Raw genomic sequence first — 22041 nt, forward strand, 5'->3', positions numbered from 1 at the left:
CGAGGTCCTCCTTTATCGCAGCTTTATCGGCGGCCGGTCTTGCTGCACCTTCTATCGGCGGAAGCGGGCAACGACATCATGGCCAGGATCTGCATCTACGGCGCCGGCGCGATCGGCTGCTATGTCGGCGGGCGCCTGCTGGCAGGTGGCGCCGACGTCGCCTTCATCGGCCGCAAGCCCGTCGGCGCGGAACTGCACCGCCATGGCCTCAGCCTCACGGATTATCGCGGCGGTCATTGGCGGCAGGGGCCGGCGGTCATCGCCTTCGCGACCGGGCCGGCGGCCGCAGCCACCGCCGAGCTCGTGCTCGTCACCGTGAAATCCGCCGGCACCGCGACCGCCGGCGCCGAGCTCGCTTCCGTTCTGCAGCCGGGCACGGTCGTGCTCAGCCTGCAGAACGGGATCGGCAATGCCGGACTGCTGCGGACGGCCCTGCCGCAGCAGAAAGTGCTCGCCGGCATGGTGGCGTTCAACGTCGTCCACCGCGGCCAAGGCGCCTTCCATCAAGGCTCGCAAGGGCATTTGCACGCGCAGGCCGCCCCGGCACTCACGCCCTTCCTCGCCAGCTTCACCGCAGCGCGCCTGCCGCTGGTCCGCCATGACGACATGGAGCCGGTGCTCTGGGCCAAGCTGCTGCTCAACCTCAACAATGCCATCAACGCGCTCTCCGGCCTGCCCCTGCGCGAGGAACTGGGCCAGCGCGCCTATCGGCGTTGCCTCGCCATCGCACAGGAGGAAGCGCTCGGGCTGCTGGCGCGCGCCGGCATCCGGCCGGCGCGGCTGACACCGCTCCCGGCACAGCTTCTGCCTGCCGCGCTCCGGCTTCCCGACGGAGTTTTCCAGCGGCTGGGCCGCCGCATGTTGGCGATCGACCCGCTGGCGCGCTCCTCGATGGCGGATGATCTCGTCGCCGGCCGCCCCACCGAAATCGACTGGCTGAATGGCGAGGTCGTCCGCCTGGCCGAGCGGCTCGGGCGGCGAGCCCCGGTGAATAACCGGCTGGCAGCGCTCGTGCGCGCGGCGGAACGGGATGCGAACCGACAATATTGGCCGGGCGAAACGCTGCTTGCCGAATTGCAGGGCGCCGCAGGCAATCCCGCCGATGCCACGGCTTAGGCGGGACCGGGAAACGGAAGCCGCGCTGCGGACGAAGCCGATGCTTTCATAAGCAGATCGGCCACCAATCCACCCCCGGCAGGAGCGCTCTAGGCTTTGCGCCCCATCTCGACGGCGTAGTCCTCTGCCGCCATCGGCCGGCCGAGCAGGAAGCCCTGCAGATAGTTGCAGCCCTCGTCGACCAGGAAATCGAACTGCTCGCGCGTCTCGACCCCTTCGGCCACCACCTCGATGCCGAGCGCGTGACCGAGCGAGATCACCGCCCGCGCGATCGCCGCCGCTTCGGAGGCCACGCCGAGATTGGCGACGAAGCTGCGGTCGATCTTCAGCGTCGTCAGCGGGAAGACATGGAGGTAGGAGAGCGACGAATAGCCGGTACCGAAATCATCGAGCGCAATCCTGACGCCGAGCGCCTTGATCCGATGCAGGACCAGCATGGTCCGGTCGAAATCGGTGATCATCACGCCTTCGGTGACCTCGAGCTCGAGCCGCTCCGGCTCCAGCCCGGTCTCGGCCAGCACGGTCTCGATCAGCCCCGGCAGATCGCCATGGCGGAACTGCAGCGGCGAGATGTTCACGGCGACCCGCAGCGGATTGGCCCACCCGGCCGCCTCGGCGCAGGCCCGCCGCAGCAACTGCTCGGAAAGCGGCAGAATCAGCCCGCATTCCTCGGCCGCAGGGATGAACTCGGAGGGCGAGATCTCGCCACGCTCCGGGTGGGTCCAGCGCGCCAATGCCTCGAATCCGACCAGCACTCCCGCCGCATCGAACAGCGGCTGGTAGTGCAGTCGCAGTTGGTCGCCGGCGATGGCGAGACGCAGATCGGCCTCGATCCCCTGAGCGGAATCGCAGGCCTCGCCGTCGATTTCCTCGCCTTCACGGAGCTCGAGCAGCAGGTTGACGGCGCCGACCATCTCGCCTTCGTCACCATAGAGCGGTGTCGGGAACGCCATGAAGGCGACACGACTGCCATCCGGGCGCTCCGCCAGGGCCGCGCCGCCGCGAACGGGACGCTTCTCGCGCAAGGCGATCGCCATCGAGCAGTCCTGATGCGGCAATGGGGCGCCATCCGGCAGGAACAGGCGCTCGGCGACGCACCACCGATCTTCGCCGATCTGCGGAACGCGCCCGGCAAGGCGCGCCGCCGCCTGGTTGAAATAGGTCAGGTGCCCGTCGGCATTGGTCGTATAGACGGCAGCAGGCAGGTTGGCGACGATGGCCTTGAACCAACGGTCTTCGAGAAGGCTGGACTCAACGCCCTGCTGGGAAAGCAAGGCGAGGGCCAAGTCGACCTCGCCGGTGTCAGATCCGGACTTGCTGGTCTGGCCCTCGGCCGGCGTCTCCGCGGCCACGGCACTACGAAACATGCGAAACCTGTCGTGATTGCGCCCCGAGCGATATCGGTTCATCAAGGAACTAAAAATGCCAACAAATCTTTAAATCGCGATGGTGGTGCGGCGATTTCGCTGATTGCGCCGGGCGTTCGGCGCGCAATTCCCGGCATTCAGTTAATCAGAAACATGCAATGAACCGACAATTTTCGCCGATATCCCTGCACTTGGCGCTGCACCCCGCATCGCGCGCTGGCGAATTCTATCACGCCCCCGAAGAGATGACGAAACGTAAGGCGCGTTGTGGCGTGAAGACTGTTCCTTTATGATCTGAATATCTTCTCTCCCTGCTCGTCGATCAACTGCCTCCCCTTGACCAGCGCGAAATCCGCCGCCTCCTGCGCACCCGGAAACCGGTCGGCACGAATGAAGCGATAGCTCTTCAATTCGCCGTCGATCTCCTTCTCGATCACCCCGCAGAGCTGATGCTGCCCGCCTTCCTGGAACGGCATGGCATGGATGGTGAACCCCTTGTGCTCCACCGTCTTGAGCGCGACCGGCTCTGCCGGCGTCGCCTCCTTGCGGCCGAACAGGGATTTGAGAAAGGACATGGCTGGCTCCATCTGTTTGGCTCTCTATAACGCAGATGCGCGCCGCGAGGCCAAGCATCTCGTGCAGGGACAGGCTAGCCGCGGCCGCGGGCCTCTGTTGTTTTGCGCGCGCCATCCCCGTCTCTTGCTCAGTCAGGGCGGGAACAGAAACCACGGACCAGCTTGACCCTCTCGACGGCCGCTCTGCCACCGGAACTGCCATGGCACGCGTCCTGAAAATGCTCCTGGCGGTCCTGGTATCCGGGGTCGTCATGCTCGCTTCCGCCGCCGGCCAGGCTCCGGCGGGGCTGGCCTGCGGCAAGTATGACGAAGTGGTCGCGCAGCTCGGCGAGCTCTTCGAGGAGCGCCTTCTCGGGCAGGGACTGGCCGATAGCGGCGTCCTGATCGAGATTTTCGTCAGTCCGCAAGGTTCCTTCACCGTCTTCGCGACGACGCCGCACGGCCAAAGCTGTCTGATCGCCTCGGGCGAGGCCTGGGAGCCTTCGCCGCAGGAGGAGAGCTTCGCGGCCCGTTGAAAGACCGCCGACGCGCACCGGCCTTTCCGCAGTCTCTACCCTTGCCACGCCGACGTGCAGTAGCGCGGCACTCCGATTCCTGGTCCGTTCCGCTGCTTTCGCCGCCCTTGCCGGTAGATGCGCTTGCGCCGGGATTAAATATCAATACCATACCGTATGGTACTAAAATTTGAGAGACCGCCATGAATCTCTGGCTGGCCGCCGCCGCCGTCATCGCCGCGCTGACGACCCTGATCCACGCCTGGCTCGGCGGTCGCGAGATCGCTGCTCCGCTGCTCGCCGCCGAACGGCTGCGCAATGTCCCGAAATACACGATGTATTACTGCTGGCATCTGGTGACGATCATCCTCGCCGGACAGGCTCTCGCCTTCGCGCTCGCCGCATCCGGCCATGCCAGCCGCGACCTCGCCATCTTCGCCACGGCCGGAGCCGGGCTCTTCGCGGCCTGGAGCCTCGGCATGATCGGCGGCTTCCGGCTTCGCCCCGCCCATTTCCCGCAATGGGCGCTGTTTACTCCGATGACCGCCTGCGGCGCGCTCGGGCTGTGGTGGTGAAGCCCCCTTCCCGCTTTAGCCGGACCGACTGGCTCGCGCTCGGCCTTGCCGCCCTCGCCGAGGGCGGGCCGCCTGGCCTGACCATCGAGGCCCTGTGCCGGCGTGCCGGCAAGACCAAGGGCTCGTTCTACGCGCATTTCCCGGCGCTCGGGGCGTTCCTTGCCGCCCTTGCCGAATATTGGCGCGAGAGCTTTACGCTGCGGCTGATGCAGGAAGCCGACGAGGGCGAGGCCGCGGGCGCAAGGCTGATCGCGCTCGACAAGATGGCGCTCAGCCTCGATTTTCGCATCGAGCAGGGCATGCGCCGCCTCGCGCAGCTCGATGCCGGCGTCGCCACGATCTGCACCGCTGTCGATCGCGAGCGCATCGCCTACCTCGCCGGGCTCCATGGCGAGGTAGGGCGCCGGGCCGAAGAGGCCCTGGCATTGGCCCGGATCGAATACGCCGCTTTCGTCGGCTTCCAGCAACTCGATCTCGGCCTGTCGCCGCAGGACCTGCACGATTGCTACCGTAGCTTCATGCGCCTCTTGCCGCGCCCGGCCGCGCCGTGACCGCTCACGCCAGATGCAGCACGACCTCGCGCCGGTGCGGACTGCTGCGATGCTCGAACAGATAGATGCCCTGCCAGGTGCCGAACGCAAGGCGCCCGTCGCTCACCGGGATCGCGAGCGAAACCGGCAGGACCGCGGCCTTGATATGGGCCGGCATGTCGTCCGGCCCCTCGGCGCGATGGGTGAGATAGGCCATGGCCGGGTCGTCGGCGGGCGGCACCAGCCTGGCGAAGAAGGCGAGAAGATCGCGCCTTACATCCGGATCGGCATTCTCCTGGATCAGCAGCGAGCGGGAGCTGTGCCGGACGAACACGGTGAGCAGCCCGGCATCGAGCGCAGCCTCGCGCACGAAGCGCGCGGCCGCCTGCGTAAACTCGTAGAGCCCGGCGCCGCGCGTCTCGATCGTCAATCGCGACTGCCGCGGCAGCGTTGCCACGCTCAGCGCTCGGTCAGTGCGAGCTTGGCACCGAGCGCGACGAAGGCCGCCGCGAAGCTGCGCCTGAGCCAAGCCATCACCGCAGGGCGCGTCACCACATGGTCGCGCATCGCCGCCGCGAACAGGCCGTAGAGCGCGAAGACGACGAAGGTCATCGCCATGAACACGCCGGAGAGCTCGAGCATGCGCGCCAGCGGGCTCACCTCGTCGGCTGCGATGAACTGCGGCAGGAAGGCGACGAAGAAGATCGAGAGCTTCGGGTTGAGCACGTTGATCGCGATGCCATCGACCATCACGCGCCAGAAGGAGCGCGGATCGGCCTTGGTCTCGACTTTGAGCGCGCCCTGCTCCTTCAGGGTCTGCCAGGCCATCCAGAGCAGATAGGCGACGCCGGCATATTTGACGATTTCATAGGCGACCGCGCTGGCGTGCAGCAGTGCCGCAAGCCCCATCATCGCGGCGATCAGATGCGGCACGATACCGAGCGTGCAGGCGAAAGCGGCCACGACGCTCGCCTTGCCGCCGCGCGCCAGCCCGGCCGCGATCGAATAGATCGCCCCCGTACCCGGCGAGGCGACGATGATCAGCGAAGTCAGCAGGAATTCGGGTGACATGGGAGGCTCCAACCGAGACGCCCGCATCAGACATGCCCGGCCGGTCACTGTCGAGCGTCCCATGCCGCTTCGTCAACAATGCGCTGCCGACCCCGGGATCGGCGACATCGCGCCGCTTGCGGCGCTCGCGATCAGAGCATTTTCGAGCGTTCCGGCCGCCGGTCGCGTGAAAAAATGCGACAAGACAAGGTTCTAGACGGCTCCGGCGCGCTGCGCCCGGTCGAAGGCGGAGCGAGCCGGCCGGGGCAGAAGCGCTGCCGGCTGCGACAGCCATTCGGGGATGCTCTGGACCTTCGCAGGCTCCGGCAGGCCGGCGCCGCGGGCGAAGGCCGAAACGGCGCCCGAATCTCGTGACAAGGCAGCAGCGATGCCGCCGGTGAAGAAACCGGCATCCTTCGCCCGAGGAAACCAGATGCTTCCATCCTTGGTTTCCGGCGCCGCCAGCACGGCCTTGTCGGCGACCAGCACCGCCCATTGCCGGCCGAGGCGCTGGGCCTGCCCCTGCTGCAGCATCGCCGCAGCATAGCGCTGTAGCGCTCCACGGCCTCCGACATCACCCTGCAGTCGGTTCACCACGCCCCGGGGATCGGCCTCCACCGCAAGGGCGAGGGCCGAGAGCTTCGCGGCATCGATCTGCGTCGCGGCGGCGATGAAGGTTTCGGGAGCAATCGGCGTTGCCAACGCCTGGAAACTCTGGAAGGCCATCGGCACCGCCAGGACGGCGGCGACTGCAAGACGAAGCAGGGCGGACAGATGCGCCTCCTTTTCAATGCAATAGGGCCGGATCATTCGGCCCGGACGAGCGAAGCCGCGTAGCTGGCCTCCTAACTGCCCAATCCCTCGAAAAGGCCGCCAACCACCGCGGCTGCGCCTTCGGCCGCGGCCCCAACGACGCTGCCGATCCCTTCGACGACGGCACCGACCGTGGCACACGCCACCTCTCCGACCCCTTCCATCATGACATTGCCGCCGATATCGGCGGCGCTGCCAGCCACATCGCCCGCCGAAGCGGCTGATTGCTTCTTCGCCTCGCTCTCCAGTTCAGCCTGCGCCGCAGCCCTGGCGACTTCGATCTGGGCAGAATCTGGAATGTCGGTCATGCGCGCTCGCCCGTGGATGCGGCATTCCTCTCGGCGATCTTAGCGAAAGAATGGCGGACGCAGCCGAATTCGCTTGGAAGGCCCTGCAGAGGGAGGGCGCCTATAAAGGGCTGCGAATGATATCGCCGCATATCCGGGCAACGAAACCGAGACAAGCGGCGCGCCGGCATCGCTGCCTCGCAAAATGAAACGGGGCGCCGAAGCGCCCCGTCCAAAACCGTCTCAGTTGTCGAGGAAGCTCCGGAGCTTCCGGCTGCGGCTCGGATGCTTGAGCTTGCGCAGCGCCTTCGCCTCGATCTGACGAATGCGCTCGCGGGTCACCGAGAACTGCTGGCCGACCTCTTCGAGGGTGTGGTCGGTGTTCATGCCGATGCCGAAGCGCATGCGCAGCACGCGCTCCTCGCGCGGGGTGAGCGAGGCGAGCACGCGCGTCGTCGTCTCGCGCAGATTGCTCTGGATCGCCGCGTCGATCGGCAGGATCGCGTTCTTGTCCTCGATGAAGTCGCCGAGATGCGAATCTTCCTCGTCGCCGATCGGCGTCTCCAGCGAGATCGGCTCCTTGGCGATCTTCAGGACCTTGCGCACCTTCTCCAGCGGCATGGCCAGCTTCTCGGCCAGCTCCTCCGGGGTCGGCTCGCGGCCGATCTCGTGCAGCATCTGGCGCGAGGTCCGGACGATCTTGTTGATCGTCTCGATCATGTGCACCGGGATGCGGATGGTGCGGGCCTGGTCGGCGATCGAGCGGGTGATCGCCTGCCGGATCCACCAGGTGGCATAGGTCGAGAACTTGTAGCCCCGGCGGTACTCGAACTTGTCGACCGCCTTCATCAGGCCGATATTGCCCTCCTGGATCAGGTCGAGGAACTGCAGGCCGCGGTTGGTGTACTTCTTGGCGATCGAGATCACGAGGCGAAGATTGGCCTCGATCATCTCCTTCTTCGCCTGCCTGGCCTCGCGCTCGCCCTTCTGGACCATCAGCACGATCTTGCGGAATTCCTGGATCTCCAGGCCGGTCTCGGAGGCCAGCGTGTGGATGTCCTCGCGCAGATCCTTGATCCGGTCCTTCTCGACCCCGACGAACTCCTTCCAGCCGCGCGAGCCGAGCTTGGAGACGCGCAGCACCCATTTCGGGTCGAGCTCGCCGCCGATATGCTGGCGCAGGAAGTCCTCGCGCGCGACGCCATAGCTCTCGGCCAGGCGCAGCAAGCGGGTCTCGTGCGAGATCAGGCGCTTATTGATGTCGTAGAGCTGCTCGACCAGCGCCTCAATGCGGTTGTTGTTGAGCGAGAGCGACTTCACCGCAGTGATGATGTCGTCCTTGAGCTTCTTGTATTTGCGGTCCTGCGACGGCGTGAGCTTGGCGTTCTCAAGCCGGTTGGCAATGTCCTGGTCCTGCAGGCGGCGCAGCTTGGTGTAGTTGCTGGCGATCGAGTCGAAGGTCTCGAGCACGCGCGGCTTAAGCTCGGCCTCCATGGCCGAGAGCGAGACATTGTTCTCGATGTCGTCGTCGTCGCTTTCCGGCGGCTGCTCGCCCTCGGCGCCGAAGGCAGGCGCCTCTTCGCCGCCCTCGCCCTCTTCGCCTTCGCCCGGAATCTGGGACGGATTCTTGCCGTCGGGGCCAGCATAGGTCGCTTCGAGATCGATGATGTCACGCAGGAGGACCTTGCCCTCCATCAGCTCGTCGCGCCAGATGATGATCGCCTGGAAGGTCAGCGGGCTCTCGCAAAGCCCCGCGATCATCGCCTCGCGGCCGGCCTCGATGCGCTTGGCGATGGCGATTTCGCCCTCGCGCGAGAGCAGCTCGACCGAGCCCATCTCGCGCAGATACATGCGGACGGGATCGTCGGTGCGCTCGGTCGGCTCGAGATTGCGCTTGACCTCGACAGGCAAAGCCGAGCGCGACGCGTCGACGAGATCGCCGCCCTCGCTTTCCTCGTCGTCGCCTTCCTTGCCGGCGCGCGCCGCGGCGCGCTCCTCGCCGGAAGCTTCCGGGTCCTCGTTGTCGACGACGTTGATGCCTTGCTCGCTGAGCTGGCCGAGCACGTCCTCGATCTGCTCGGAGGTGAACTCCTCCGAAGGCAGGACCTCGTTCAGCTCGTCATAAGTCACGTAACCACGCTTCTTGGCGAGCTTGATCATCCGCCTTACGGCCTGATCCGTAAGGTCGAGAAGGGGTCCGTCCGCGCTCGGAGGCGCTTCCGGCGACACCGGCTCGGACTTTTCCCGCTCGCTCGCTTTGGTGGCCATAAATCAGCGCTCCGCCTTCTGAAACGCCGCGACATCGCCTGAGCGATGCCTCGACGCGTGAAAGGGCGCCGCGGCCGAAGGAACGGCCGCGCACCCACCCAAATCATCCCTCACACAGATAGCGCCACTCATCGTTGATGAATCGTGCACCATCTGCCGCCATCACCGGATTTACCGACGAAATGCAACGCGCCGCGCCCGGTCAATCATCGGCGTTGGCCTGCGTGCCCTCGACATCGTCGAGCCGGGCCTTAACGTCCTTCATCCAGGCGAAATTGGCTTCTGTCGCTTCGTCAGCCAATGCGCGTTCGGCTGCCTTAAGCTCGCTATGTAGCGTGCGCGCCCGGCGATGCAAGACGAGAGCTTGATGAATCGAATCAAAAACCGATTCAGGATCAGCGGTTTGGAGAAGCTTCAACCGCTCAGCCGGGCCGGTGACGGCCAGGAGCGCGGCTTGCGCCTCGGCCACACGGGTCTGCTGGAGACGGCGCTGGAAGGCCTCGCGATCGAAATCGCCCTCGCCCGTCGCATCGAGCAGGGCCTGACGGAAGCGCTCCGCCGCCGGCCCTTCCAGGGCGAGCTCGGCAATGTCGTCGACACAGCGCAGAACGAGGTCGGGATGGCTCGCCAAAGCGAGCAGGACGAAGGCTTCACGCGGATTCTCGCGATGCGCCCGCTGCAGCAGGGCCGAACGGGCGAGCTGCGGGCTGGCCCGCAGCGGCAGGTTCAACCGTGCGGCGGCAGCCCCGAAGCCGCTGCGGCCAGCGCCTCTTCCGCCGCCTGAAAATCCGGGGCGCCGCTCATTGCGCGGCGCAGGAGCGGCGGCGGCGAAGAGCTGGCCGAGCCGCTCGTCGATTTCGAGCCGGTAATGGCGCCGCGTCGCCTCGTCGCGGATCTGGCCGAGCGGCTCCTTCAGCCGGCGCTCGAAGGCGGCACGGCGCTCGGGCGTGTCGAGCTGGCTCGCCTCAAACTCGCGGGCCCACAGCATGTCGACGAAGGGCTTGGCAGCGCCCAGCACCTCCGCGATCGCCTGCTTGCCGCCGGAGCGGGCGAGATCGTCGGGGTCCTGCCCTTCCGGCAGGAGGGCAAAGGCCAGCGACTTGCCCGGCTCCAGCATGGGCAGCGCGAGATCAATCGCCCGGCTCGCCGCCTTGCGCCCGGCCTTGTCGCCGTCGAGGCAGATCACCGGCTCGTCGGCCATGCGCCAGAGCAGTCCGAGCTGGTCCTCGGTCAGGGCCGTGCCGAGCGGCGCCACGACCTGCGGGAAGCCCGAAAGCGTCATGGCGATGACGTCGACATAGCCTTCGACGACGATGACCTGGCCGGTGTCGTGCGCGGCTTTCCGGGCATTGTGGTGGTTGAACAGCAGTGCGCCCTTGTGGAAGAGCGGCGTTTCCGGCGAATTCAGATACTTGGCCGAGACCTCGGCGCTCATCGCCCGGCCGCCGAAGGCGATGACCCGCCCGCGTGCATCATGGATCGGGAACATGATCCGGTCGCGGAAACGGTCATAGGGCACGGCGATCTCCTCGCCATGGACGAGCAGCCCGGCCTCGATCATCAGCTCGGCACCGACACCCTTGCCCGCGAGATGATCGCGCAGCGCGAAGCGGTCATGCGGGGCATAGCCGATACGGAAATGCTCGCGGGCCTTGCCCTCCAGCCCACGCCCGGCGAGATAGCGCCGCGCCAGACCGCCACGCTCGGTCTGCAATTCGGCCTCGAAGAACCGAGCCGCGAGCTCCACCACCTCATGCAGGCCCTTGCGGCGCTCCTCCTGCGCCTGCGATTCGAACGAGGCCTTTGGCAGCGCGACGCCGGCCTCTGAAGCGAGCTTCTCGACCGCCTCGGGGAAGGACAGGCCTTCCGTCTCCATCACGAATTTGAAGATGTCGCCGTTCTTGCCGGAGGAGAAATCGAAGAACGAGCCCTTCTGGTCGTTGACGAAGAAGGACGGCGTCTTCTCGGCATTGAAGGGCGAAAGCCCCTTCCATTCCCGCCCCGCCTTGGCAAGGCGCACGCGCTTGCCCACGACCGCCGAGACCGGCAGCCGCGCCTTGATCTCCTCAAGGACGGAGGGCGGGAACTTCATGGCTTCCTATGTGGCGATACGGACGATGAAAGCCAGCCCCGGAGCGAAACGCGAGGGGCTTATCGCCTATATCCACAGCCTCTGCCCGAAGAAGACAGCAGCTCCCCGGATAGGGAGCTACGCGATGGCCGGCACTGCCCCCTCCCCGCAGGCACAGAGCCTGCGCGTGCGGCTCAGCCGCCGAGCATGCCCTTCACCAGCGGCGAGACCTTGCCGAAATCCATCTGGCCGGCATAGGCGGCACGCAGCGCGCCGATCACCTTGCCCATGTCCTTGACACCGGCGGCGCCGGTCTCGGCGATCGCCTTCTCGATCGCCGCCTTGACCTCGGCCTCGCCCATCTGCTGCGGCAGATAGGCGCTGATCACCGCGACCTCGGCGCGCTCGCCATCGGCCAGCTCGGGGCGGCTATTGGCGTCGTAGATCGCGATCGATTCCTGGCGCTGCTTGATCATCTTCTGCAGCATGGCCAGGATCTCGTCCGGCGAGATCTCCCCCTTGCCGGCGCCGCGCGCCTCGATGTCCTTGTCCTTCAGCGCCGACTGGATCAGGCGGATCGCGGCGACCTTGCCCTTCTCGCCAGCCTTCATCGCGGTCTTCAGGTCGGCGGAGAATTGCTCGCGCAGGGTGGACATGACTCAGCTATCCTCGTCTTCGTTCATTGACGGGGCGCGAGCGTCTCTTTAAGGCTCACGCTCCAGACCGGCGGCACCAAACGGCGCCCTGCCTTCACGATGCCGCGCTTCCGAGCGGCCTGGACGAGACATAGACATGACCGTTGACGAAGGGAACCCCGCCGCGGCGGGCTGGAGCGAGCCGCGCGCGACTGCGGTTCTGGTACTGGCGGACGGGACCGTGCTCGAAGGCTTCGGCCTCGGCGCCATCGGCCGGGCGCCGGGCGAGGTCTGCTTCAACACCGCGATGACGGGCTATCAGGAAATCCTGACCGACCCGTCCTATGCCGGGCAGATCATCACCTTCACCTTCCCCCATATCGGCAATGTCGGCGTCAACGACGACGACACCGAGACGGTGAACGCCGCCTCCTCCTCGGGCGTGCGCGGCGTCGTCCTCCATGCTGCGATCACCGAGCCCTCGAACTGGCGGGCCGCCAAGCATCTCGACGCCTGGCTCAAGGCCCGCAACATCGTCGGCATCTGCGGCGTCGACACCCGCGCCTTGACCGCGCTGATCCGCGACAAGGGCATGCCCAATGCGATCATCGCTCATGACCCCAACGGCGCGTTCGATATCGACGCCCTGAAGCGCGAAGCCGCCGCCTTGCCCGACATGGCCGGTCTCGACCTCGTCCCGCTCGTCGCCGCGACCCAGCGCTATGACTGGGACGAGACGCCCTGGCAGTGGCCGCGCGGCTATGGCAAGCGCGAAAGCGCGGCTCATCGCGTCGTCGCCATCGACTACGGCATCAAGCGCAACATCCTGCGCCTGCTCGCCAAGGCCGGCTGCGAGGTCGAGGTCGTGCCCTCGACGGCGACAGCCCAGCAGATCCTCGATCTCGCCCCCGACGGCGTCTTCCTCTCGAACGGCCCGGGCGACCCGGCCGCGACCGGCGCATATGCTGCTCCGGTAATCCGCGACCTGCTGGAGCAGAAGATCCCGACCTTCGGCATCTGCCTCGGCCATCAGATGCTGGCGCTCGCCATCGGCGGCCAGACCCTGAAGATGAAGCAGGGCCATCACGGCGCCAACCATCCGGTGCAGGACAAGACCACCGGCAAGGTCGAGATCGTCTCGATGAATCATGGCTTCGCAGTCGATCCGGCCTCCCTCCCGGAGAACGCAACCGAAACCCATGTCTCGCTCTTCGACGGCTCCAATTGCGGCATCGCGCTGACCGACCGTCCGGCCTTCAGTGTCCAGTACCATCCGGAGGCTTCGTCCGGTCCCCAGGACAGTCACTACCTCTTCGCGCGTTTCGTCGACATGATGGCAACCGAGAAGGCGAAGAAGGCGATCTGAGGAGAGCGGCGGCCATGATCCACCAGCTGCGCATCTACGAGATCTTCGAGAGCAACAAGGCCGCTTTCCACGCCCGCTTTCGAGATCACGCGATGCGCATCATGGCCCGCCACGGCTTCCGCATCCTCTCGCTCTGGGAAACCAGGAGCGCGACCCGCACCGAGTTCGCCTATATTCTCGCTTGGCCCGATGCGCAGACCAAGGCGGAGCGCTGGGCCAGCTTCAAGGCCGATCCGGAATGGCTCGAGATCAAGCGCGTCAGCGCGATCGAGCATGGCGACCTCGTCGGTGCGATCGAAGACCGCATGCTGATGCCGACCGACTATTCGCCGCAGCTCTGAGTTGACAGGCCTGCGCCGGCGCGCTCTAAGCCCGCCATGGCCATCTCCTGCCTCCTCGCCCGGAACTATTACGCCCCGTCCTCATAAGGCGGTGGCATTCCCATGTCTCAACCGCCGCGCTGGCGGTTGAATTCAGGCAGTCACCCGGCATCGCGGCCTTCCCTCAGGAAAACGCGATGCATACCCCCCGCAAGACCGTCACCTCGATCGGCATCATCGGCTTCGGCGCCTTCGGCCGGCTGATGGCGCACCATCTCCAGCCGCATTTCCGGCTGCGCGTCCTCGATCCCGATCAGCCCGCCCAATTCGACGACTCGGGCAAGGGCCTGGCTCCGGGCGACATCGCCGAGATCGGCGCCTGCGACCTCGTCATCCTCGCCGTCCCGGTCGGCGCGGTTCCCTCGGCGCTGGCCGGGCTCGCGCCGCATTTGCGGGCCGGCGCGATCGTGCTCGATGTCGGCTCGGTCAAGATCGCTCCCGCCCTGGCGATGCAGGCCGGCCTGCCCGATCATGTCGAGATCGTCGGAACCCATCCCCTGTTCGGGCCGCAGAGCGCGCGCAAGGGCATCCGCGGCCTGAAGATCGCGATCTGCCCGATCCGCGGCCGCAGCGCCGGCCGGATCGCCGCCTTCTTGCACCGGGTGCTCGGCCTCGACGTCATCATGACCACGCCCGACGCCCATGATCGCGAGGTCGCGCTCGCCCAGGGACTGACGCATCTGATCGCCAAGATCCTGGTGCAGATGGAGCCCTTGCCGCGCCGGATGACGACGGCGAGCTTCGACCTGCTGATGCAGGCGACCGAGATGGTCCGCTACGATGCGCCGAACGTCTTCCTCGCGATCGAACGCGGCAACCCGCATGCGCGCGCCGTCCGCGACCGCTTCTTCGCGCTCGCCGAGGAGATGCGGCTGCACCTCGACGACGCCCCCCGGCAGGCGCTCGAGGTCGCGAAAGACGAAGCGATGCAGCCAGCCTAGGATCGCTGCACCGCTGGGACCGACAGGGACGGGCCGCCACCCATCGCCGGAGCGGCTGGAGGATCAGCCGCGCCGGGCCGCCTCGATCGCCGCGACGTCGATCTTGCGCATGCCCATCATCGCCTCGAAGGCGCGCCGCGCCTCCTCGCCGCCGGCCGCCATCGCTTCGGTCAGCACGCGCGGCGTGATCTGCCAGGAGACGCCCCATTTGTCCTTGCACCAGCCGCAGGCGCTCTCCTGGCCGCCATTGCCGACGATGGCGTTCCAGTAGCGGTCGGTTTCGGCCTGATCATCGGTGGCGATCTGGAACGAAAAGGCTTCGCTGTGCTTGAAGGCCGGGCCGCCATTGAGGCCGAGACAGGGAATGCCGGCGACGGTGAACGCGACGGTGAGAACGTCCCCCTTCTTGCCCGAGGGATAGTCGCTGGGCGCGCGGTGGACGGCAGAGACAGCGCTGTCGGGAAAGGTCTCGGCATAGAAGCGGGCAGCAGCCTCGGCGTCCTTGTCGTACCAGACGCAGATCGTGTTCTTCGCCATGGCGTGTCCTTTCGCTGTGGTGCCAAGCTCCACGCTTTTAGCCGCGCCCATTGTCGTCCGGTGTCAGCTGGATCGCCGCGCGTCCGCCTGGGCGTGACAACGGCGACCTATCTCATTGATATTACATCAAAATTATTCGGAAGATGCATTCCACTTTTCGGTCCGATGCTATCGACTCCGGCACGGCCTCCCTCGTCAGCTGGCGACTTGTTCGCCGTCGCGGAAAACGAGCAACCGACCTCCGAAGCGCCGGGACGCGACGGCAACGTCACGGGAGGGGCGCTATGCGACAGTCCTCGCTTCCGGCCTCAGGAAGGTCGCAAGACGAGCGGCCGGCAATCCCGCCTGCTCTGCGATGCGTGTAGCCAGCGCCATAGTCGCCGGCCGCGGCTGGCCGAGTGGGCGATCGAGCCAATAGGCAACCGGATTCAACGCGGTGCGCCGGTCGACGGCGACGATCCGGCCGGCATCGAGCTGCTCCTCGGCGAGCGGCGGGCGTGCCAGCGCAATGCCGAGGCCATGGGCAGCGGCATCGAGCACCAGGTTGTAGTCCTCGAAGCGGCGATCCTGTGGCCGAGGGCGATAATCGAGGCCCTGCGCGGCGAACCAGGCCTTCCAGCCGGCTGCATCCGAATCATGGATCAGCGGTTGCGCCAGCAGGCGCTCCGCTGGGCCCTCGCCAATCGCCGCGGCCAACGCCGGCGAGGCTATCGGAAAGCACCATTCCTCGAAAAGCTGAACCGAGACACGGCCCGGCGTCCCACCGCGCCCGCAGCGCACGCCGAGATCGATCCCCTCCTCCTCGAAATCGACCTTGCGGTGCTCGGCCTGCAGCACGATCCGAAGGGCGGGGTCGCCGGCCTCCAGCCCGCTCAGCCGCGGCATCAGCCAGAGCGCGCAGACCGAGGGCGGCGCGCTCAGCCTGACCACCGCCGCGCCGCGCTGCTCGGTCCAGCGGTCCGACGTGTCGGCGAACAGCGAAAACGCCTCCTGCGTCCGCTGCAACAACCTCTGCCCTTCAGGCGTCAGTACGACGCCGCGTGCCTGGCGCAGGAAGACGCGCAGGCCGAGCCAGTGCTCGAGCTTCGCCACCTGCCGGCTGACCGCTCCATGAGTCAGGTTCAGCGCCTCCGCCGCGCCGGAAAAGCTGCCGGAGCGCGCCGCCGCCTCGAAGGCGCGCAGCGTATCCAGCGGCGGCAGGTTCAAGCTGTGATCCATGTTCACAGCTCGTCATCGAATTACTCGTTTGTCAATCAGCTCGAGGAGGCGTCTATCGAGGCCGAAGCATCGGCGGTCTCGAAGGCGGTCGATGAGGGCGGAACCAGATCGCTTGGAGACCTCTCATGGCAGACGTCAGCTGCTCCACGCCCCCGGCCCGGCACGGCACGGCGATCGATCCCCTGCTGCTCTTCACGATCCCCTTCACCGTGGTCGCCTGGGCTTCCTCCTTCCCGGCGATCCGGGCGGGGCTTTCCGGCTTCGGCCCGCTCGAAATGGCGGCGCTGCGCTTTACCCTCGCCGGCGTGCCGGCCGCGCTCTTCCTGGTCCTGACCCGCGCCACCCTGCCCGCCGGCACGGACATCTGGCGCCTTCTCACCGGCGGCATCGTCTTCATCGCGCTCTATGCGATCCTGCTCAATCTCGGCCAGCGCGTCGTGCCGGCGGGCGCCGCGAGCTTCATCATCAACACCAACCCGATCATGACCGCCGCGCTCGCCATGTTGATCCTGAACGAGCGCTTCAGCCTCGTCGCCTGGCTCGGCACTGCCCTCTCCTTCACCGGCATCGGCGTGATCGCGCTCGGCAACGGGCTCGACCTGAACATCGGCGTCAGCGTCCTGCTGATCCTCGGCGCCGCCTTCTGCAATGCGATCTCGACCGTGGTGCAGAAGCCGCTCTTCGCCCGCCACAAGCCACTCTCGGTCGCCGCCTGGAACATGGCGATCGGCGGGCTGGCGCTCTCGCCCTTCCTGCCCGGCGCGCTGGAGCAGATCCCGGCTGCACCTGCCCAGGCGCTCTGGTCCGTGGTCTATCTCGCGGTCGTGCCGAGCCTCATCGCCTATGGCACCTGGGCGATCACACTCTCGCGCCTGCCCGCCGCCCGCGCCTCGAACTTCCAGTATGGCGTGCCGCCGACCGCGATGCTGATCAGCTTCCTCTGGCTCGGCGAGGTGCCGACCGCGCTTGGCATCCTCGGCGGGGCGATGGCGCTGGCCGGCGTGGTGATCGTCAACCTCAGGCGCTGAGGCCGAGGCAGAGCCCCCGGTCACTTGCCGCAGACGAATTGCCGGGCCTTGGCGAACCCCTCGATGGGAAAGCGCAGGCAGCGCGGGCCTGCCGCTTCGGCCGTCGGACAGAGATTGATCGTCGTGGCATTGCGAGGCGGCATCGGCAGCGCGACATACCAGGGCGCATAGCCATTGTCCGCGAAGGTCGATACGGCCGAGAGGCCGTCATAGGACACGAATATCTTCTTGGTGTCCGAACCGCCTGACAGCTTCTCGACATTGAGCGTCGGATCGTCGTCGAAACGTCCCTCGATCGCGTTCTTGTTGCATTTTGTCAGCACGAAACTGCTGTTCCGACCCGCCTTGGCGCGCACATGCGCAACCCTGGGAGGCTTCTTCAGGCCGAGCTCCTCCTGGGTGTCCTTGTCGACGCCGAGAACCCATTCGGCCGGTCTTTGCTGCGCGAAGCCGGTATCCGAAAGGAGCAGGATACTCGCGGCACCGAGCAGGCTTCCGGCGACCAGTCTCATCTTCATCACCGCACAGGATCTGTAAGCTGAAAGAGCGGCAGGCGTGGCCAGAATAGCCGGTTTTCACGACATTGATCAGGGACAGAGGCTGATATTCTGGCGTACCTCCGCGCTCGCCTCCCACCTGCGGCGAAAGATGCTGGAGGAAAGTTCGGCAGCTGCCTGCCGCAGGGCCGGAGGCAGGCCGAATTCGGGCCGGCGGCGATCGCGATACTCATGTGACGCAGGTTCATCTGCGCGGCAACTTGCGTCGGCAACGCACCCTGCACCGGGCACGGCCTCAGAAGCCGCGCCGCTCCAGTTCCTGCTCTGCCTCGGTGACGTAGTCGCGGATCACCGGGACGGCGCTCTTGTGCTGGCCGAGCAGGAGCTGGAAGACCATGTCGCCGCCGATATCGAAGGAGATCGAGCAGGCGGACAGGTAGAATTCCCACATCCGCGCGAAACGCTCGCCCAGCATCACGACGACCTCGTCGCGCTGCGCCATGAAGCGCTCGCGCCAGGCCTCCAGCGTCCAGTGGTAATGCCGGCGCCAGAACTCGCAGTCGGAATGCCACAAGCCCGTCTGCTCGACCGCGGCGAAGACCTCGGACAGCGCCGGAGCATAGCCGCCGGGGAAAATGTACTTGTCGAAGAACGGGCCGGTGAAGCCGGGCGGCCCGACCCGGCCGATGCAGTGGACGAGCGCGATCCCGTCCGGCGCCAGCAGATCACGGATCCTCTCGAAATATTCGAGATAATGCGCGACGCCGACATGCTCCATCATGCCGACCGAGACGATCCGGTCGAAACTGCCGGTGAGCTCGCGATAATCCTTGTTGATAAAGCTGACGGCATCGCCGACGCCGGCCGCTTCCGCCCGCTTCTGCGCCGCCGCCATCTGGTCCGGCGAGACGTTGAGGCCGGTGACCTGCGCCCCACAGGCCTTGGCGAGATAGATCGCCAGCTCGCCCCAGCCCGAGCCGATATCGAGCACCCGCATGCCCGGCTCGATCCGGAGCTTGGCCGCGAGATGGCGCAGCTTCGCCTTCTGCGCCGCCTCGAGCCCGACCTCGGGGCTGTGCCAGTAGGCACAGGAATAGGTCATCGTCTCGTCGAGCCAGAGCCGATAGAAATCGGTCGGGATGTCGTAGTGGTGCTTGACCTTCTTGCCGGCGATGCCGAGCGGATTGTGCATCCGGAAGCGCCGGATCTTGAAGCGGACCTTGCGGATCACCTGCTGCAGCGGGTGCTTGCGCAGTTCCTTGCGCTGCAGCCAGAACAGCGAAAGCAGGTCGTGGACCGAGGAGCCATCCTCGAAATTGACGCGCCCGTCCATATAGCCCTCGGCCAGCGCGAGCTCGGGATTGAGGAAGATCTCGCGCTCGATCTTGTCGTCCGAGAAACGCACGGTGACGTCGGGGGCGATCTTGTTCTGGCCGGCGAAGCTGATCGGCCCCGGTCCGGGACCGAAGACATGGCGCTTATTGTCGGGTGTGATGACGGTGAGGCGGCCCTGGCGGACGAAGCGCTTCAGAAGCTTAGGCAGCAGCAGCATGGTCCCCCCGGCGCATGAACGGCTCCGGAAAGGCTAGGGTCTCGCCGGCCGGAGCGCAAACCGTTTGGCCGTGCCTGCGGCCGTTTCGGTCGGGCGCATTACTTTTCCACGCCGGCGAAACCCAAATTGCCCCGGTTCCGCGCGCTTGCGAAACAGGTTAGGGCTAACCGGAAAGGCGCCTTTCCGCGCCGGTGCGAAACGGAAAAGGCCCGATGTCCTGGCGCGACTTCTGGAATGGCGAGCACGCGATCTACGTCTCGGAGCGCCACAAGGCCCTGCATTACCGGCGCATCGCTCAGGTCATCGCCGCCGCCGTGCCGGGGAAGGACGCTGCCGTGCTCGATGTCGGCTGCGGCGAAGCGCTCTCGGCCGATCTCGTCGCCGCCGCCTCAGGCAAGCTGATCCTGTGCGAGGCGGCGCCGACCGTCCGCGAGAAGCTGAAAGCCCGTTTCGGCACCCTCGCCAACCTCTCCGTCGTGTCGCCGGAAGAGGTCGAGGCGCTGCCGGACGGCTCGCTTGACCTCGTCGTCGCCAATTCGCTGATCCAGTATCTGAGCGATGTCGAGCTGAAGCGGGCGCTGGCCACCTGGCTCGCAAAGCTGAAGCCCGGCGGCGAGCTCATCCTCGCCGACGTCATCCCACCCGATCTTTCGCCTTTGACCGACGCGACCGAACTGCTCGGCTTCGCCTGGCGCGGCGGCTTCTTCGTCGCGGCCCTCGGCGGCCTCGTCCGCACGCTCTTCTCGGACTATCGCAAGCTGCGCGCCCAGTACGGCCTCTCGACCTACAGCGCCGTCGGCATCACCGCCTTGGTCAAAGCGGCCGGCTTCGAAGGCGTCACACGCCGCAGCAATTTCGGCCACAACCCGCACCGCATGGCCTTTTCCGCGCGCCGGCCGCTCTCGGTCCCGGACCTTGTCCTGGATGAAGGCGCCAATAGCTGATCACGCCCCTTCGCGATCGGCGAAGGAGAAGAATTTGTGCCCGGCGAAGGTGAAGATCATCACGATCAGCGTCGTCACCACCTGCATCGGCAGATAGGGCAGACCGGCGACCTTGACGAAGAGGTGCATCAGCACGCCGGTTAGCAGGAAGCCGCCAAAGGCGATCAGGCCGAAGCGCCAGCTCGCCTCGCCATGGGTCCGCGTCGCCTCGAAGGTCAGCCAGCGGTTCAGCGCGTAAGAGACGAAGCCACCGAGTACGAAACCGGCAAGCGACGCCAATACGGGATCGGCTCCGCCGAGCTCGACCAGACCGATCAGCGAGCCGTAATGCGCAACCGCCGCCATCACGCCCGAAAAGGCATAGGCGATGACCTGGCGCGTATGGCGAGGAAGACGGTTCAGCATCCGGGATGCCTATACCCCGGATGCTGAACGGAAGCCTACGGCCAATCACCCCGCATCGCTGCCGGCGAGATTGGCCGGCTTGCCCTCGACCGGCAGGTCGAGCCCCTGCTTCAGCGAATCCAGGCTGTATTCGCGGATGCGGCCGTTCAGGGGATCGCTGACGAAGGCATTGCCGCCGATCACCGCCAGCGACGGCGTCGGCGTCCGCGCGCCATATTGGCAGTCGAAGGCCGGCACCGCCTCGAAGCTGGCGAGTTCCTTCCAGGCGGGCGCGATCTCGTAGATGCGCAGCTTGCCGTCCGGCGTCAGATTGGCGAGGCGCTTGCCATTGCCGGAAAGCTCGAACTGGCAGGCCGGTTGACCGCCCGGCACCGGCAGGACATCGCTCGCCGACAGCGACTGCGCGGCAGGATCGACCCGCAGCAGCGCATCATAGGGCGCAGCCTTGCCGTAATTGGCGACCATGAACTTCGCGCCGGCCCGGGCCTTGATCGCGCTGATCCGGCGCTCGTCGGGATAGGCGAGCTTGCGCGCGCTGAAACGGCCCTTATCCCGCGACAGCACCAACATGCCGCCGCCCTCGCCCTCGGCACAGCCGAAGACATGGCGCCCGCCAGCTGCGGCATGGCCGTGATAGAGCTTGCAGGAGGCGTCGGCCTTCGCAGGATCGTTGAAGGAGGCGAGCCGGCGCCAGGCGCCCTTGTCCTGCTGCTGGATCTCGAAACCGTCCGGCCGCGACGACGCCTTGCGGTCGTCGCCCCTGACATAGGCAGGGTTGGGCACGGAGGTCAGCCAACGCCGCGCGCCGAGCGGAACGACGATGCCGTGCTGCGGCCCGGGACTCGGCCATTCCGTGATGGCGGGCCTGGCCTTGCCGAGATCGTCGATCGCGACCAGCAGAGCCTTGGCGCTGCTCTTGCCCTCCCAGGGGCGGATGCCGTCGAAGAAGACCGCGAGTTGGCCATGGCCGGAAATCACATGGGCAGGCCGCTCGCCTGTGAGCAGGAGATCGGTCAGCCGCACCGGCCCCTTCTCGACATCGACATGGTCGCCATGAGCCTCATAGCTCAGCCCGCTGTCGAGGATGCGGACCGTGCCGGCCTCGTCGCCAGTCTTGATCGCGACGAAGCGCCCACCTTCGATGCCGGCAAAGCCCGGATTGGCCTTCGGCACCGCGAAACTATGGGTGACCTCGCCGCTGTCGAGATCGAGCACGCGGACCACCGGCTTCTCATGGTCGGCGAAGAGCAGGCGGCCGCGCAGCACCGCATGGTCATGGGCGAGAATGGATTGGCTCGCGCAGGCGGCCGACAGAAGCAGGGCCGCTCTCAGGGCGGGTAGACGCATCGAAATCTCTCCAGGGGAAAGGGCCGCACGCCGCGGCCGGAAACG

The 22041-nt window shown here is 66.5% G+C and carries 24 protein-coding genes; 9 read left to right on the forward strand and 15 right to left on the reverse strand.

What is annotated here, in order from left to right:
• The first annotated feature begins 39 nt into the window (after positions 1-39).
• Positions 40-1116 (forward strand): 2-dehydropantoate 2-reductase, encoded by a 1077-nt coding sequence (locus ACWGRX_RS16960; RefSeq protein WP_452118499.1) that lies wholly within the window; start codon positions 40-42, stop codon positions 1114-1116.
• Positions 1117-1205: 89 nt separating this feature from the next.
• Here ACWGRX_RS16960 and ACWGRX_RS16965 read toward each other — a convergent pair whose 3' ends face one another.
• Entirely contained in the window at positions 1206-2483 is a 1278-nt protein-coding gene (locus ACWGRX_RS16965; protein WP_452118500.1) for a putative bifunctional diguanylate cyclase/phosphodiesterase, read from the reverse strand.
• A gap of 287 nt (positions 2484-2770) precedes the next feature.
• On the reverse strand, positions 2771-3058 hold the full coding sequence (locus tag ACWGRX_RS16970) for an HlyU family transcriptional regulator (protein WP_291650123.1): 288 nt from the start codon (positions 3056-3058) through the stop codon (positions 2771-2773).
• A 200-nt stretch (positions 3059-3258) separates the two neighbouring features.
• On the opposite strand from ACWGRX_RS16970, the gene ACWGRX_RS16975 reads away from it, so the two are divergent.
• The 3 genes from ACWGRX_RS16975 (at position 3259) to ACWGRX_RS16985 (ending at position 4678) form a co-directional block, all read left to right on the forward strand.
• A complete protein-coding gene (locus tag ACWGRX_RS16975; protein ID WP_452118501.1) occupies positions 3259-3573 on the forward strand; it encodes a hypothetical protein in 315 nt (104 codons plus the stop codon).
• A 182-nt stretch (positions 3574-3755) separates the two neighbouring features.
• Positions 3756-4127, forward strand: a complete 372-nt coding sequence (locus tag ACWGRX_RS16980) for a hypothetical protein (protein ID WP_291650118.1) — start codon at positions 3756-3758, stop codon at positions 4125-4127.
• On the forward strand, positions 4124-4678 hold the full coding sequence (locus ACWGRX_RS16985; protein WP_452118502.1) for a TetR family transcriptional regulator: 555 nt from the start codon (positions 4124-4126) through the stop codon (positions 4676-4678). Before ACWGRX_RS16980 ends, ACWGRX_RS16985 begins: the two co-directional genes overlap by 4 nt.
• Before the next feature lie 4 nt (positions 4679-4682).
• Here ACWGRX_RS16985 and ACWGRX_RS16990 read toward each other — a convergent pair whose 3' ends face one another.
• The 7 genes from ACWGRX_RS16990 to ACWGRX_RS17020 all read right to left on the reverse strand — a co-directional run bounded on the left by ACWGRX_RS16990 (position 4683) and on the right by ACWGRX_RS17020 (position 11802).
• Positions 4683-5114 carry a secondary thiamine-phosphate synthase enzyme YjbQ gene (locus ACWGRX_RS16990; RefSeq protein WP_452118503.1) on the reverse strand — a complete coding sequence of 144 codons (432 nt, stop codon included), beginning with the start codon at positions 5112-5114 and terminating at the stop codon, positions 4683-4685.
• Positions 5115-5116: 2 nt separating this feature from the next.
• Complete coding sequence (locus tag ACWGRX_RS16995) at positions 5117-5728, reverse strand: LysE family translocator (protein WP_452118504.1); 612 nt, start codon at positions 5726-5728, stop codon at positions 5117-5119.
• A 192-nt stretch (positions 5729-5920) separates the two neighbouring features.
• Positions 5921-6433: a hypothetical protein gene (locus ACWGRX_RS17000; protein ID WP_452118505.1), complete on the reverse strand. Its 513-nt coding sequence runs from the start codon at positions 6431-6433 to the stop codon at positions 5921-5923.
• Between the two features lie 119 nt (positions 6434-6552).
• The gene (locus tag ACWGRX_RS17005) at positions 6553-6828 is read right to left on the reverse strand and encodes a hypothetical protein (RefSeq protein WP_452118506.1); all 276 of its coding nucleotides are present in this window, start codon (positions 6826-6828) and stop codon (positions 6553-6555) included.
• A 222-nt stretch (positions 6829-7050) separates the two neighbouring features.
• Positions 7051-9075, reverse strand: a complete 2025-nt coding sequence (gene rpoD / locus ACWGRX_RS17010; RefSeq protein WP_291636280.1) for an RNA polymerase sigma factor RpoD — start codon at positions 9073-9075, stop codon at positions 7051-7053.
• A gap of 202 nt (positions 9076-9277) precedes the next feature.
• On the reverse strand, positions 9278-11167 hold the full coding sequence (dnaG, locus tag ACWGRX_RS17015) for a DNA primase (RefSeq protein WP_452118507.1): 1890 nt from the start codon (positions 11165-11167) through the stop codon (positions 9278-9280).
• 173 nt (positions 11168-11340) lie between these two features.
• Positions 11341-11802, reverse strand: a complete 462-nt coding sequence (locus ACWGRX_RS17020) for a GatB/YqeY domain-containing protein (protein WP_291650109.1) — start codon at positions 11800-11802, stop codon at positions 11341-11343.
• A gap of 136 nt (positions 11803-11938) precedes the next feature.
• On the opposite strand from ACWGRX_RS17020, the gene carA reads away from it, so the two are divergent.
• The 3 genes from carA (at position 11939) to ACWGRX_RS17035 (ending at position 14468) form a co-directional block, all read left to right on the forward strand.
• Positions 11939-13147 (forward strand): glutamine-hydrolyzing carbamoyl-phosphate synthase small subunit, encoded by a 1209-nt coding sequence (carA, locus tag ACWGRX_RS17025; RefSeq protein ID WP_452118508.1) that lies wholly within the window; start codon positions 11939-11941, stop codon positions 13145-13147.
• 14 nt (positions 13148-13161) lie between these two features.
• Positions 13162-13488, forward strand: coding sequence for an NIPSNAP family protein (locus ACWGRX_RS17030; RefSeq protein WP_452118509.1), 327 nt, complete (start codon positions 13162-13164; stop codon positions 13486-13488).
• A 176-nt stretch (positions 13489-13664) separates the two neighbouring features.
• On the forward strand, positions 13665-14468 hold the full coding sequence (locus ACWGRX_RS17035) for a prephenate dehydrogenase/arogenate dehydrogenase family protein (RefSeq protein WP_452118510.1): 804 nt from the start codon (positions 13665-13667) through the stop codon (positions 14466-14468).
• 63 nt (positions 14469-14531) lie between these two features.
• Here the strand turns inward: ACWGRX_RS17035 and ACWGRX_RS17040 are convergent, their stop codons facing one another.
• Positions 14532-15005 carry a VOC family protein gene (locus ACWGRX_RS17040; protein ID WP_452118511.1) on the reverse strand — a complete coding sequence of 158 codons (474 nt, stop codon included), beginning with the start codon at positions 15003-15005 and terminating at the stop codon, positions 14532-14534.
• A 282-nt stretch (positions 15006-15287) separates the two neighbouring features.
• Entirely contained in the window at positions 15288-16223 is a 936-nt protein-coding gene (locus tag ACWGRX_RS17045) for a LysR substrate-binding domain-containing protein (RefSeq protein WP_452118512.1), read from the reverse strand.
• 125 nt (positions 16224-16348) lie between these two features.
• On the opposite strand from ACWGRX_RS17045, the gene ACWGRX_RS17050 reads away from it, so the two are divergent.
• Positions 16349-17251 carry a DMT family transporter gene (locus ACWGRX_RS17050; protein WP_452118513.1) on the forward strand — a complete coding sequence of 301 codons (903 nt, stop codon included), beginning with the start codon at positions 16349-16351 and terminating at the stop codon, positions 17249-17251.
• Positions 17252-17271: 20 nt separating this feature from the next.
• On the opposite strand, the gene ACWGRX_RS17055 is transcribed toward ACWGRX_RS17050, so the two are convergent.
• Positions 17272-17763, reverse strand: a complete 492-nt coding sequence (locus ACWGRX_RS17055; protein ID WP_452118514.1) for a hypothetical protein — start codon at positions 17761-17763, stop codon at positions 17272-17274.
• 280 nt (positions 17764-18043) lie between these two features.
• Positions 18044-19300, reverse strand: coding sequence for a class I SAM-dependent methyltransferase (locus ACWGRX_RS17060; protein WP_452118515.1), 1257 nt, complete (start codon positions 19298-19300; stop codon positions 18044-18046).
• 212 nt (positions 19301-19512) lie between these two features.
• On the opposite strand from ACWGRX_RS17060, the gene ACWGRX_RS17065 reads away from it, so the two are divergent.
• Positions 19513-20244 (forward strand): class I SAM-dependent methyltransferase, encoded by a 732-nt coding sequence (locus ACWGRX_RS17065; RefSeq protein WP_452118516.1) that lies wholly within the window; start codon positions 19513-19515, stop codon positions 20242-20244.
• On the opposite strand, the gene ACWGRX_RS17070 is transcribed toward ACWGRX_RS17065, so the two are convergent.
• Together ACWGRX_RS17070 and ACWGRX_RS17075 are read right to left on the reverse strand one after the other, a co-directional pair.
• On the reverse strand, positions 20245-20649 hold the full coding sequence (locus tag ACWGRX_RS17070; RefSeq protein WP_291636256.1) for a GtrA family protein: 405 nt from the start codon (positions 20647-20649) through the stop codon (positions 20245-20247).
• 45 nt (positions 20650-20694) lie between these two features.
• Positions 20695-21996, reverse strand: coding sequence for a hypothetical protein (locus ACWGRX_RS17075; protein WP_452118517.1), 1302 nt, complete (start codon positions 21994-21996; stop codon positions 20695-20697).
• Between the last annotated feature and the right edge of the window lie 45 nt (positions 21997-22041).

The organism is Allobosea sp. NPDC055594 (assembly GCF_053618995.1).

Bases quoted from the DNA above. Each gene is read 5' to 3' on its own strand.
- ACWGRX_RS16965 (WP_452118500.1), bottom strand. From the start codon at position 2,483: ATGTTTCGTAGTGCCGTGGCCGCGGAGACGCCGGCCGAGGGCCAGACC.
- ACWGRX_RS16970 (WP_291650123.1), bottom strand. From the start codon at position 3,058: ATGTCCTTTCTCAAATCCCTGTTCGGCCGCAAGGAGGCGACGCCGGCA.
- ACWGRX_RS16975 (WP_452118501.1), top strand. From the start codon at position 3,259: ATGGCACGCGTCCTGAAAATGCTCCTGGCGGTCCTGGTATCCGGGGTC.
- ACWGRX_RS16980 (WP_291650118.1), top strand. From the start codon at position 3,756: ATGAATCTCTGGCTGGCCGCCGCCGCCGTCATCGCCGCGCTGACGACC.
- ACWGRX_RS16995 (WP_452118504.1), bottom strand. From the start codon at position 5,728: ATGTCACCCGAATTCCTGCTGACTTCGCTGATCATCGTCGCCTCGCCG.
- ACWGRX_RS17000 (WP_452118505.1), bottom strand. From the start codon at position 6,433: ATGGCCTTCCAGAGTTTCCAGGCGTTGGCAACGCCGATTGCTCCCGAA.
- ACWGRX_RS17005 (WP_452118506.1), bottom strand. From the start codon at position 6,828: ATGACCGACATTCCAGATTCTGCCCAGATCGAAGTCGCCAGGGCTGCG.
- rpoD (WP_291636280.1), bottom strand. From the start codon at position 9,075: ATGGCCACCAAAGCGAGCGAGCGGGAAAAGTCCGAGCCGGTGTCGCCG.
- dnaG (WP_452118507.1), bottom strand. From the start codon at position 11,167: ATGAAGTTCCCGCCCTCCGTCCTTGAGGAGATCAAGGCGCGGCTGCCG.
- ACWGRX_RS17020 (WP_291650109.1), bottom strand. From the start codon at position 11,802: ATGTCCACCCTGCGCGAGCAATTCTCCGCCGACCTGAAGACCGCGATG.
- carA (WP_452118508.1), top strand. From the start codon at position 11,939: ATGACCGTTGACGAAGGGAACCCCGCCGCGGCGGGCTGGAGCGAGCCG.
- ACWGRX_RS17030 (WP_452118509.1), top strand. From the start codon at position 13,162: ATGATCCACCAGCTGCGCATCTACGAGATCTTCGAGAGCAACAAGGCC.
- ACWGRX_RS17035 (WP_452118510.1), top strand. From the start codon at position 13,665: ATGCATACCCCCCGCAAGACCGTCACCTCGATCGGCATCATCGGCTTC.
- ACWGRX_RS17040 (WP_452118511.1), bottom strand. From the start codon at position 15,005: ATGGCGAAGAACACGATCTGCGTCTGGTACGACAAGGACGCCGAGGCT.
- ACWGRX_RS17045 (WP_452118512.1), bottom strand. From the start codon at position 16,223: ATGGATCACAGCTTGAACCTGCCGCCGCTGGATACGCTGCGCGCCTTC.
- ACWGRX_RS17050 (WP_452118513.1), top strand. From the start codon at position 16,349: ATGGCAGACGTCAGCTGCTCCACGCCCCCGGCCCGGCACGGCACGGCG.
- ACWGRX_RS17055 (WP_452118514.1), bottom strand. From the start codon at position 17,763: ATGAGACTGGTCGCCGGAAGCCTGCTCGGTGCCGCGAGTATCCTGCTC.
- ACWGRX_RS17060 (WP_452118515.1), bottom strand. From the start codon at position 19,300: ATGCTGCTGCTGCCTAAGCTTCTGAAGCGCTTCGTCCGCCAGGGCCGC.
- ACWGRX_RS17065 (WP_452118516.1), top strand. From the start codon at position 19,513: ATGTCCTGGCGCGACTTCTGGAATGGCGAGCACGCGATCTACGTCTCG.
- ACWGRX_RS17070 (WP_291636256.1), bottom strand. From the start codon at position 20,649: ATGCTGAACCGTCTTCCTCGCCATACGCGCCAGGTCATCGCCTATGCC.
- ACWGRX_RS17075 (WP_452118517.1), bottom strand. From the start codon at position 21,996: ATGCGTCTACCCGCCCTGAGAGCGGCCCTGCTTCTGTCGGCCGCCTGC.